Below are 12,201 nucleotides of genomic sequence, written 5' to 3'. Positions count from 1 at the left end.
CGGATTTGATATTAATGATATGGATAAAAAACATGGCAATGTATAAAAAAAAGTTATACTCCCCCCTTTTTTATTCATTTTTTAGGGTTAAATTGCAGCTCTAAAATCTGAGTTATGAGTGGTGTGTTAAAGAAAGCTTGCTGGCTTTTGCCTGTATTGTTTGTGGTGAGCCCTGTGTTGGCTCAGCAAGGTGGTGGTATACAATCGGCTGCTAATATTGAAAGTCATATCTCTTTCATGTCGGTATTCCGGGGATTACTGGGGATTGTTTCTTTGTTAGCGATCGCCTGGTTGTTCAGTAAAGACCGGAAAGCTATTTCCTGGAAAGTGGTGGGGATCGGTTTGGCGATGCAGTTGGTATTGGCTGTCGGAATTCTTTATGTCCCGGCTGTACAGGCTATCTTTGAATTTTTCGGTAAGATCTTTATCCGTATTCTCGACTTTACGCGGGATGGAAGTATTTTCTTGTTGGGGGATCTGATGGATACCACCAAAGCGGGATATATCTTTGCTTTTCAGGTGTTGCCTACGATTATATTCTTTTCGGCTCTGACCTCCTTATTGTTTTATCTGGGCATTATTCAGAAAGTGGTTTATGCAATGGCTTGGGTGATGACTAAGCTCATGAATATCTCAGGGATGGAATCGTTGTCTGTGGCCGGAAATATCTTTTTGGGACAGACCGAAGCTCCGCTGATGATTAAAGAATATCTCGACGATATGAGCCCTTCCGAGATTTTTCTGGTGATGACCGGAGGAATGGCGACGATAGCCGGAGGAGTATTGGCTGCCTATATCAGTTTTTTAGGTGGGGAAGATCCGGTACAACGGTTGATTTTTGCCAAACATTTACTTGCTGCTTCAGTGATGGCTGCTCCGGGGGCTGTGGTTTTCGCTAAAATGTTGGTACCCCAGACCCGGCAGGTGAATAATAATATTCAGATTTCTAAAAATAAGGTCGGTAAGAATATTTTGGATGCCATATCCAATGGGGCGGCCGAAGGGGTGAAATTGGCTGTCAATGTTGCCGGCATGTTGTTGGTATTTGTGGCTTTTATCGCTTTTGCCAATTATCTGTTTACAAAATTCGGTAGCCTGACAGGAGTAAACGAGTGGATTGCTCAGGTTACCGACGGACGAAGCAAAGAACTGAACTTACAATTTATTCTGGGATATGCGATTTCTCCGTTGATGTGGCTGATCGGTATCGCTCCTCAGGATATGATCCATGCCGGTAGCCTGTTGGGGCAGAAGATCATTATGACCGAATTTATCGGATATGTCGATTTGGCCAACCTCAAAGCTGCCGGAGCTTTTGCTCAGACAAAGTCGGTCATTATGTGTACCTACTTCCTTTGTGGATTCGCAAACTTTGCTTCGATCGGTATCCAAATCGGCGGAATCGGTGGTTTAACTCCCAAAAATAAACCTCTGCTGGCTCAGTTCGGAATGCGGGCATTGTTAGCAGGCACACTCGCTTCTTTATTATCGGCTACTGTTGTCGGAATGATTATCGGTTAAGTTTTTTCTGACCAGATGGGTAGCCCAGAAACTGGGTATCGTACACAGCATGATCCAGACGAAAAAAGCCCGGTAACCGATCGATTCTTCGATCCAACCCGATATCATACCGGGGAGCATCAGGCCTAAAGCCATGAAACCGGTACAGATCGCATAATGGGCGGTTTGGTGTTTGCCGTTGCTGAATAGCATCATAAAATAGGTGAGGGAAGTGAATCCGAAACCATAACCGAATTGTTCGATGGCGACGCAGCCCGATATGATTCCTATACTTTCCGGTCGGGCGAAGGAGAGATACAGATACACGATATTGGGCAGGTTCATGGCAATGGTCATGGTCCATAGGCAGGACTTCAATCCCCGCCGTGCCATAGCGATTCCTCCGACAATTCCTCCGATCGTCAGGGCGATGACGCCGATCGTACCATAGATAAAGCCGACTTCTGCCGTAGATAGGGCAAGCCCTCCGGTAGCCGGAGTATCCAGCAGGAAGGGAGAAGTGATTTTCACCAACTGCGCTTCGGCGAACCGATAGAGCAGGATGAAGATCAGGGCACTGACGATGTGTTTCTTTTGGAAGAAAGAGGTGAAAGTACCTAGAAATTCTTTGAATACTCTTCCGGCAGAGGCTTGTTGAGGTGGAAGGGTACAAGTATCCCGCCGGGGGTGGGGTAAAAACAAATAGTGATAAACGAACAGAAGGGCAAACAGGATTGTCAGCAGGTAAAAAGTCAGCGACCAGGCTTGGGGGATGGCTGCGGTTTCCGGCATCTCCCTGGCGTAGCGTTGTTCGAGCCAGCCGGCGAACATTACCAGTATACCCTGGCCGAAAATAACCGCAAAACGATAAAAAGTATTGCGGATACCGACGAAATAAGCTTGTTTTTTTTCATTTAACCCTAACATATAAAATCCGTCGGCAGCAATATCGTGGGTGGCCGAACTGAATGCCAGCAACCACATGAAAGCCAGGCAATACCGGAAAGCCAGGGGGCCTTGGATCGTCAAGGCGATTCCTGCCAATCCTGCACCGACCAGGATTTGCATGACCACGATCCACCAGCGTTTGGTTTTCAGCAGATCGACCAAAGGGCTCCACAATGGCTTTATCACCCAGGGAAGATTCAAACCACTGGTATAAAGGGCGATATCGGTATTCGACATGCCCATGCGTTTGAATAGAATGACTGCAACGCTCATGACGACGACGTAGGGAATACCTTGGGCAAAGTATAGAGAAGGCACCCATTGCCAGGGAGAAACCGCTTTGTTTTCTGTTTTCTTATTCATACATTTTTATTAACTCACACCCTTTGAAATAATGTTGTAAAATGGCCTTATAATTATAGCCCCGGGCTCCCATCACTGCGGCTCCTATCTGACAAAGCCCGACTCCATGCCCCCAGCCTGCACCGTGGAAAGTGAATATTCCATCCTGCTTTTCGACGATAAATGCCGAACTATATAGATGGGATTCTGAGAAAGCTTTCCGGATGATCAATTCTTTACCTATGACCAGCGTCTTTTTGTCTCCGGTGATTTTTACACGGATCAATCTGCCCGATACACCTCGCTCGATGGGCTGAATATCCCGGATCGTACCGAAATCGATACCGATTTTCCGATAGACCAATTCCGATAATTGTTCGGCCGGATAGCTGACTTGCCAACGGAAAAAATGCTGGGTTTCCTGGTCATAGTCGTTCAATACCTGTGACAATATTTGCCGGTCGGTTGTATGGCAGAAAGCAGGCGGGAAAGAAAGGATCCACTTCCGGGCTGTCTGTTCATCCCGTAAGTCTCCGGTTTCCAAATCTTCGGGTGCGTCTGTGATCTTATCCAGATAAGGATGTACTACCGGTTCCCAGGTATTGTCGAAGCGTTCGGTGGCTCCTCCGCAGCATTTTGAAAAGCGGGCGTCACAAATGGTTCCTTCGTAGGTAAGTACTTCTCCCCGGGTAGCTTCCAGCGCTTCCCGGACAGCAGGGGTATAGGCTTTACTGATCCCTTGATAACGTTGACAATGATCGTCGGCGCAGACATCGAAATGGGCATGGTCTTCCCGGTCGTACCAGCGAATGTATTCTTCCTGATCCACCCGGCAAGAGCTGTATGTGCCCCGTACTGTTTTGGCTTTATCGATCTGAGCGAGCAGCCAACTCCGGGAAATAACGGCGTGGGCTTTCAGAAATTCAGCTGACGAGGTGGCACGCATTTCAGAAGATATCACACTGAGTAGATAGTCTTCCAAAGAAAGGATATTTATCGCTGTCAGGTGTTTTTGTTCGTCGATGATTTTTAGCTTCCCCTTAAACTTTTGATTTTCCTTACGTTCCCAATGAAATTGAATACCGATGACGACATCGGTTAAATCGAAGTCGGAAGTCGTGTCGTCTTCCGGTTCGAACGTCAGAGGTAAAGAAACCGGTTCCCGATGATCTGCCTGACTTAACAGGTAACCGTCCTCTGTTTGCCGGATGTTATATGCTCCGGTATATTTTTTTCCTGTAGTCCGGCAGGTGAAAATTCCGTTCAGCCGGAAACAGATTTCCGGTGAAAACAGGATACCGACTTCCAGTTGTGGGAGGTGTGAATATTTCTGCATAGGCAAGGTTAACTTATAATCGGATTAATTCTTTTTGTATCGCTTCCCAGCTATCCGGGCCGGCGGTTACCTGACTGAACATATCGGTCAATAAACCGGCTGAATATTTCCGGAAATCTTCTTCCCGGGGAGAAATGATCAGGCCGGCCATATCGACACATCCCGGACTGAACAATATTTTCTCCGTTCCCTCTGCATAAAATTGCCGGGGACGGCGTGTGCGGCGGGGAAAAAGACAAACGGTCCATTGACAGTTGTCGAACCAGCCGAGCAGGTTGATCATCGGTTCTTCTTCGAACGGAATGGATCGGCCGATGATTTCCATGGTCTGCCGAAAGAGAACCGAAAGGAGATGGGAGTCGGAAGCTTGTAAAAGGATCACTTCGCGAAGATAGTCCTTTAATATAGAAACCGAATAGTAGTCTTTTTTTACCAGATAACGGCGGAGCTCTTCATTGGCGGCATCTTCTTCCAAAGGCATAAGATGCCGCGGGCACATTTGAAAGTGAAAATGGTCCGGGGCAGAAGCGCCGCAAGTGGGACCGTTATAAAATAAGGTATACCCCTGAAAATCGAAAGTGAGATCCAGCAGGTCTTCAAATCGTCCCCCGATGCATTGAGGTTCATGGTGGCGGGAAGGTACCGTAAAATGACGTTCGAAAATGGGATAGGGATTTATAAAAATAGAATAACGATCGTTGTAACGGATTCCTTTTTGCGCTTCCGGCATATGCTCCCGGCATAGAAAACATTTCCGGTTCTGTAATGTCCGGACATCTATTCTGGCATTGGTAGAAATCATTCTGGCTGGATTATACTGGATCCGGAGACGAAAAAGATCGAATGGAATATCCCGGTAGACGGCTTGTTGCAGATCGGTATAATTTTTTTTAGCCAGTTCGAATTCCTGAAGTTGGCCGTTATAGAGTTGAAGTAAATCTTTACTATTCATGAAATTAAAAATTTATTCCGGTTATTTCCCGGAAATTCGGGCCTGGATTTCCAGGGTCCTGATTTTGTCTTTATAAAAATTATAGTTGTTCAGTTGCTGTATGTCCAGATCGTGATCTGAATTTTCTTCCCAACGCCGGCATAAATACAGGGGATCGTAAATACGGGCGATGGGGTATTTTCGTGAAATGGCCAGGGCGGTTGCATAGTCTTCGCCGTAGCTCACATTCGGAAATTTGATTTGCCTTAACACGGGAGTGTAGAATGCCCGTGGTGCGCCGAGCCCGTTTATGCGCAGGGCATTGTTACGCCCGTTGTCTGGAGTCCATTCCCGGTGGGCGATAAGCCCTGGCGGAATTTCTTCCAACTTGAAATCGACCATCTGATAGCTACCGATCACCATGGCACAATTCTCCTGATAGAAGGTGTCGACGATACGTTGTAATACATGACAGTCCTTATACAGATCGTCGCTGTCGAGTTGTATGGCGAATTTACCGCATTCCGGTAATAGGATCGCTTCCGTCCAGCATCCTCCGATGCCTAATTCGGTGGAAGCGGGGATGTGATGAATCAGATTGGGGTACCGCCGGGACAATTCTGTCAGAATCTGACCGGTGCCGTCCGTAGAGTGATTATCTACTACAATGACATTAAAAGAAAAATCAGTTTGTTGCTGCAAGGCCGATTCTACAGCTTCCGCAATGGTACGTTTGCGGTTTCTGACGGGAATAATCACAGAGGCTTCCCGGGCGAAATTCTCCTGCCCGAAGTCTATACGCTGAAATTCGGGAGCTAACCAGGCTCCGATCGCCTGGAGGTGGGCTGTACAAACGGCTTCCATCTCCAACTGCACTTCCCGGTTGGCCGGATCGACATAATCGAACTGTTTTTCACCGGATAACCGCAGATCGGTGGGCTGTACGGTATAAAGGGTTTCCGGTATATGTACGATTTTTCCTAAACGCGAAATACTTAACCTTAATTCGTAGAGAGCTGCAAAACGGTAATCGGTATTCATTTGAGCGACTACTTGCTGAAAACTGTCGTTACGGAATAATAATAGTTGCCCGAAATCAAAATCGTTCCGTATACTTCCGGTTTGATATTCCAAGGTGGGATGGTGTATTTTTTTGCCTTGCCGGATTTCCTGGTAATCACTGTAAAACAGTGCTCCGTCATTACTTTCGGCTATCTGGTACATGCGCCCGATTGCATAAGGATGCAGCTCGATGGGAGAAGTACCGGTATAGAAAAGGATATAATCCGAATCTGCCTGCCTGGCTATTTGTTGTAAAGCAGGGGTGTCGGTAAAAGAAGATACGACAGTCGTTTTTACTGGTTCGGGACTTCGAAAAAGTTCTTTTTGCAGTAAGAAGGCATGAATTGAATACATATTTCCGGAATTTTTCGTTCAAAACTATAAAAAATAAAAATCAAAACTAATATCCGGTGAGACAAAAAAGTAAATCCACTATAAATTGGAAGAAACGGAGAATTGAAGTTTGCTCTGTTTCCTCCATTGTTCTCAGGAATGGTTCATAGAAGTCAGTACCCTTCTTGCGGGGGCGCCTTCTTGACGGAACCGGAGTGGCCCGTTCGGCCGCTGAAGTAGTTGTAAAAAAATATTGCAGGGGCCATCGGCTTTATGAACTGATTTCTACGAATTTTCTGCCTCTTCGTCTGTATGACCGGGTAAGCGTTGGAGGCATCGGTCGATCACCTCATAGCCGAATCCGCGGCTTAATCCGAAGCGGATCAGTTTGGCTTTTCGTTTATAAGGCTCTTCGCCGGCCAGGGATTTCATTTTTTGTTTTAACAGAGTGAGACAGGCTTCCTGATAGGTATCGGTATCCAACGCTTCTAATACTTGGGAAATGAGGTCCGGATCGATTTTTTTACGATGGAGCATAAGGGCTATTTTCTGTTTTCCCCAATGGTTGAACCGGAACTTATCTTCGGCATAGGCTTGGGCATAACGGGCATCGTCGATGAATCGATGCTGATGCAGAAAAGTCATAATCCGGTCGATTTCTTTTTCAGGTATTTCCCATTTGACCAGTTTTTCCTGGATTTCCCAACTGCAATGTTCTTTTTTACTGCAGATAGCGGCCGCTAAGCTTAAGGCTTTCTCTTTATTCATCTCTATCCGATATTAGTTATGCCGATTTCCTGTTTGTGCCGGCTTTTCACTTTTCACCATTCGTTCTTTCCCATAAAAATCTTTTCGTAATTCGATATTCCTGTAGCCATATCGGCTCAGCAGGGCTATCGTTTCCTGGCCGAAGGCTTCGTTGATTTCGAAAAATAAAAGTCCTTGAGGGTGTAAGTGGGTCAGTCCGAATTCTGCTATGGCCCGGTAAAACAGGAGTGGATCTTCGTCGGGGACAAATAAAGCCTGATGAGGTTCATGATCGAGTACTTTGGCTTCCATCGTTCCTTTTTCGCTTTCCCGGATATAGGGGGGATTACTGACGATCAGATCGTAAGTGTCCCAGGAGGCGGTTTGGGGGTGTAGGATGTCGCGGAGAAGGAATTCCGCTTTAACGCCGTTCAGTATTGCATTTTCCCGGGCCAGCTCAATCGCTTCCGGAGAAATATCGACCCCTGTGACGTGAGCTCCTTGACACAACCGGGCCAGGGAAATTCCGATACAACCGCTTCCACTCCCGACGTCGAGCAGGCGGTTGCCCGGCTTGAGCCATTCTCCCACCCATCGGACCAATTCTTCGGTTTCCGGACGTGGGATTAAAGTCGAGGGGGACAGTTTGAATCTTAAACCGGCGAACCCGGTTTCTCCGAGGATATACTGTATCGGAGAACCGGATTTCAATAAGCGAACGATTCCGATAAATTTATTTATAAAGCTTTCCTCTAAAATTTCGTTTTTTCTAAGATGGATGTCTATATTTGTATAATGCAAAACATCCATGTAAATGATCTTGCAGATACATTCGATTTCATGTTCGGAATATGAATCTTTTAGTTCCTGCAAAGCGTATTGGGATAAATGATGGATTGTATTCATAATACAAAGATAAAATTATTTGAAAATTGAAAACTGAAAACTTTTCCATTTTTTATATTTTTTATGTCCTGGTTGCAAATTATCATATATGTTTTAATCGCCCTGTATATCCTTACTGTGGCCAGTGTGGTTTTTAATGTGATTCTTGAAAACCGGAATCCGGTGCGAACCTTGGCATGGATTATCGTCCTGGTGACCGTTCCGTTGGTCGGTTTCCTTTTCTATCTCTATTTCGGTGTGAATTACCGGAAAAATAAGATGTTTTCGATGAAAGGCCTGGGCGATATGAAATGGCTCCAGTATATGAGCGAAGATCAGAAACAGCTGATCCGGAAATCGGAGTTTTTGAAAAAGCGGGAGACGGTAGAAGTGCGGAAGCTGATGACTTTATTGTTGAATAATAGTAAAGCTTTATTGACCCGTTATAATCAGGTCGAAATTTTGAATAATGGCGAAGAGACATTTCCGGCTTTATTCGGGGCTTTGAAAAATGCCAAAAAGTTTATCCATTTGGAGTACTATATTATCGGAGAAGGGAGATTGGCTACTGAACTGAAGGAGATTTTACTTCAAAAAGCTGCCGAAGGAGTCGAAATCCGGATCATCTACGATGATGTGGGATCATGGAGCTTGTCCAAGGAGTTTATCCGGGAATTGAGGAAATCCGATATACAGATTTATCCCTTTTTGCCGGTACGTTTCCACCATTTGGCGAATAAAGCCAATTACCGGAACCATCGGAAAATTGCCGTCGTGGATGGAGAAGTGGGATTTGTCGGGGGGCTGAATATCGCCGATCGTTATATGGACGGAGTACCCGGAATAGGCATTTGGAGAGATACCCACCTGAAAGTGACCGGGGAAGTCGTGACTTCGTTGCAGGTGATTTTCCTGATCGACTGGTATTTTGTCCGGCAGGAATTGTTGTTGGATAAGAATGAATACTTGCCCTACCATCAGGCCGATAATAATGTTATCGTGCAGACGGTTACTTCGGGACCGGATAGTGACTGGGCTTCCATTCAGCAGTCTTATTTTACGCTGATCAATATGGCGAAACGATATGTTTTTATTTCGACACCTTATTTTATGCCCGGAGAGACGACATTGAATTCCTTGAAGACGGCTGCAATGAGCGGGGTGGATGTCAGATTGCTGTTGCCTCATAAGTCCGATTCCTGGCTGACACATTGGTGTACCCGTTCGTATGTCGAAGAATTGTTGGAAGCCGGTGTAAAGATTTATTGGTACCAGAAAGGGATCAATCATAGTAAGGTAATTATTGTTGACGGCAGTGTGGCCAGCGTCGGGACGGCTAATATGGATTTGAGAAGTTTTGAGCAGAATTTCGAAGTAAGCCTGATCATTTACGACCGCGAAGTGGTGAAAAAATTAGCGGTAGATTTTATGAAAGATTTGAAAGTCAGTACCGAGGGAGCGATACAAAGATGGAAATTCAGGACGAAACGGGAAAAAGTGTGTGAATCGGTGGCGCGTTTGTTTGCACCGGTACTTTAAAAAAGTAAAAGGCTATAAGTATAAGTGGGAGGGGGGAAAAGAGGAGATATTATATGTTCAGAGTGAATGAAACGAAGTGTATGTTTAGTAGTAAAGAAATTTTAAGGATCTTGGATTGCAAAGCCTGTGAGGTAAAGGACTTTGAGATTACAGAAGTAAGCGTGGATAGCCGGTCGGTGAATAAACCCGAGTCGACTTTATTTTTTGCTTTAAAAGGAATTAATCATGATGGACATGATTATGTAGAAAAATTGTATGAACAGGGGGTAAGGAATTTTGTGGTGACCGGGCTGAGAGCGGATTTTCTTCCTTTGTCCGGGGCTAATTTTTTTGTCGTCGATGAGGTTTTACCGGCACTTCAGCAATTGGCAGCCTGGTATCGCGGTCAAATGAAGGCTGAAGTGGTCGGTATCACCGGGAGTAATGGAAAAACGATCGTCAAAGAATGGTTATATCAGTTATTATCGGATGAACCGGGTATTTATCGCAGTCCCCGCAGTTACAATTCACAGGTCGGAGTCCCTTTGTCTTTGTTGGGTATGGATGTTTCTACCCGTTTGGCCATCATTGAAGCCGGAATCTCTCTGCCGGGAGAGATGGGTAAGTTGCAGGCAATGATCCGGCCTGAGATCGGGATTTTTACGCATTTGGGAGATGCGCATGGAGAGAATTTTGAATCCAGACAACAGAAATTAGCGGAGAAAGCCATATTGTTTCGGGATTGCCGTTGTATTATCGGAAGGGAAGGGGAGGCTTTGGACTATATAGCTAGCCGGCTTCGACCGGATGTAAAAAAAATGATCTGGGGAAGTGGGAAAAATGCAACTGTCCGGGTTGAAGAGAAAGGGAGCACTGCCCATGAACGCCTGGTAGCCGTCGGATATGAGCATGTTGCGTTTACTTTGTCTATACCGTTCCCGGATGAAGCTTCTTTTGAAAATTGTATGAATGCCGTATGTGTTTTATTGCTGGAAGGGATTTCTCCGGCTTTTATCGCCGAACGGGTAGCCCGTTTGCAGCCTTTGGCGATGCGGATGGAAATAAAAGATGGTATAAATCGTTGTGTATTGATCAATGACTACTATAATTCGGATGCCGCTTCGTTTCAGTTGGCATTGAATACCCTGGCTATGCAGGATGCCGGGCGTGAGAAAGTCGTGATTTTGTCTGATTTCGTGGATACGGGAACCGGTGAGAGAGAGTTGTACCGGGAGGTAGCGTTGTTGTTGCGAAAGGCGAAGGTTTCTTTATTTATAGGTATCGGGGAAAAGTTAAGCCGGTATAAACCTTATTTTTTGGTCCCCCGCTGTCGTTTCTACAAGGATACGGATAGTTTCCTGCGCCAAGAGAACAGGGAGCAGTTTAAAGATCAGGTGATTCTGATTAAAGGTGCCCGTAAGTTCCGTTTCGAATATATCGCCGGTTTTTTACAGAAACAGTCCCACGCTACCGTGCTCGAAGTTGATTTCGATGCAATGGTGCATAACCTGAATTATTTCCGTTCTTTGTTGCCCCGGAAGACGATGATCGCTGTTATGGTCAAAGCTTTTTCTTATGGGAGCGGAGCCGGGGAAGTAGCGAGTTTGTTACAATATCAGGGGGTAAATTACCTGATGGTGGCTTTTGCAGATGAAGGAGTAGAGTTAAGAGCTGCCGGAATAACCATACCTATCGGTGTCATGAATCCTGAACCGGAGGCTTTCGATCATATGATCGAATTTAATCTGGAACCGGAGATTTATTCTCTCGAATTACTGGAGGCTTTCGACCGGGTCCTGACCAAACATGGCATAGAAAAATATCCTGTACATTTGAAATTGAATACCGGGATGAATCGTTCCGGCTTGGATCCGGAAGATCTGCCCGCTTTGCTGAAGTTTTTCGAAACGAAACGGAAAGTCATAATCCGTTCCATGTTTTCACATTTGGCCGGGAGTGACGAAGCCCGACACGATGAGTATACGTTGTTCCAGATCAACCGTTTTATTGAAATGACGAAAGAAGTCCAGGCCCGTTTCGATTATCCGATTATCCGGCATATTCTCAACTCCGCCGGAATAGAACGGTTCGGACAGTATGCTTTCGATATGGTCCGTTTGGGTATCGGATTACATGGGATCAGTGCCGTGGGGGCACCGTTATGGCCTGTCAGTAGCTTTAAGACCTATATTGCGGCAGTTCGTCAGGTGAAGGGAGATCAGACGGTAGGATACGGACGGAAGGGTGTATTGGGCCGGGATACCCGTATTGCCGTTATTCCTGTCGGCTATGCGGATGGGCTCGACCGCCACCTGAGCTGCGGAGTCGGTGAAGTATGGATCGGAGGACAAAGAGTTCCCATTGTCGGGAATATCTGCATGGATGCCTGTATGGTGGATATCACCGATACGGACGCACAGGTCGGGGATGAGGTGGAAATATTCGGAAAACATATTTTGGTGACCGAGCTTTCCGATAAATTAGGTACGATCCCCTATGAAATATTGACCAGCGTGTCTCTCCGCGTGAAACGAATTTATTTTAAAGATTAAAGCAAACGAATCATCATACTCTTTTATTGTTGCCTGATAAAAATTAG

9 protein-coding genes are annotated in these 12,201 nt (G+C 45.8%); 3 read left to right on the top strand and 6 right to left on the bottom strand.

Annotated features, from left to right (window positions below; genetic code table 11):
• The first annotated feature begins 114 nt into the window (after positions 1 to 114).
• Positions 115 to 1,521 carry a NupC/NupG family nucleoside CNT transporter gene (locus tag AC5RDS_RS09045; RefSeq protein WP_013613444.1) on the top strand — a complete coding sequence of 469 codons (1,407 nt, stop codon included), beginning with the start codon at positions 115 to 117 and terminating at the stop codon, positions 1,519 to 1,521.
• On the opposite strand, the gene AC5RDS_RS09040 is transcribed toward AC5RDS_RS09045, so the two are convergent.
• The 6 genes from AC5RDS_RS09040 to prmC form a co-directional block, all read right to left on the bottom strand.
• Complete coding sequence (locus AC5RDS_RS09040) at positions 1,486 to 2,811, bottom strand: MFS transporter (protein WP_013613445.1); 1,326 nt, start codon at positions 2,809 to 2,811, stop codon at positions 1,486 to 1,488. The two genes, AC5RDS_RS09045 and AC5RDS_RS09040, sit on opposite strands and share 36 nt — an antisense overlap.
• Entirely contained in the window at positions 2,804 to 4,126 is a 1,323-nt protein-coding gene (locus AC5RDS_RS09035) for a SpoIID/LytB domain-containing protein (RefSeq protein ID WP_013613446.1), read from the bottom strand. The genes AC5RDS_RS09040 and AC5RDS_RS09035 overlap by 8 nt, the downstream gene beginning before the upstream one ends.
• Positions 4,127 to 4,139: 13 nt before the next feature.
• On the bottom strand, positions 4,140 to 5,078 hold the full coding sequence (locus AC5RDS_RS09030; protein WP_022159846.1) for a DUF4922 domain-containing protein: 939 nt from the start codon (positions 5,076 to 5,078) through the stop codon (positions 4,140 to 4,142).
• 21 nt (positions 5,079 to 5,099) lie between these two features.
• A complete protein-coding gene (locus AC5RDS_RS09025; protein WP_118102847.1) occupies positions 5,100 to 6,473 on the bottom strand; it encodes a glycosyltransferase family 2 protein in 1,374 nt (457 codons plus the stop codon).
• A 264-nt stretch (positions 6,474 to 6,737) separates the two neighbouring features.
• A complete protein-coding gene (locus AC5RDS_RS09020) occupies positions 6,738 to 7,220 on the bottom strand; it encodes a regulatory protein RecX (RefSeq protein ID WP_013613449.1) in 483 nt (160 codons plus the stop codon).
• Positions 7,221 to 7,232: 12 nt separating this feature from the next.
• On the bottom strand, positions 7,233 to 8,105 hold the full coding sequence (gene prmC, locus AC5RDS_RS09015) for a peptide chain release factor N(5)-glutamine methyltransferase (RefSeq protein WP_202194649.1): 873 nt from the start codon (positions 8,103 to 8,105) through the stop codon (positions 7,233 to 7,235).
• Between the two features lie 63 nt (positions 8,106 to 8,168).
• On the opposite strand from prmC, the gene cls reads away from it, so the two are divergent.
• On the top strand, positions 8,169 to 9,623 hold the full coding sequence (gene cls / locus AC5RDS_RS09010) for a cardiolipin synthase (protein ID WP_013613451.1): 1,455 nt from the start codon (positions 8,169 to 8,171) through the stop codon (positions 9,621 to 9,623).
• A 53-nt stretch (positions 9,624 to 9,676) separates the two neighbouring features.
• The gene (locus tag AC5RDS_RS09005; protein ID WP_118108250.1) at positions 9,677 to 12,154 is read left to right on the top strand and encodes a bifunctional UDP-N-acetylmuramoyl-tripeptide:D-alanyl-D-alanine ligase/alanine racemase; all 2,478 of its coding nucleotides are present in this window, start codon (positions 9,677 to 9,679) and stop codon (positions 12,152 to 12,154) included.
• The last annotated feature ends 47 nt before the right edge of the window (positions 12,155 to 12,201 follow it).

The sequence above is a fragment of the Odoribacter sp. genome, from assembly GCF_985060555.1.
This window is presented reverse-complemented; position numbering and strand designations above follow the sequence as displayed.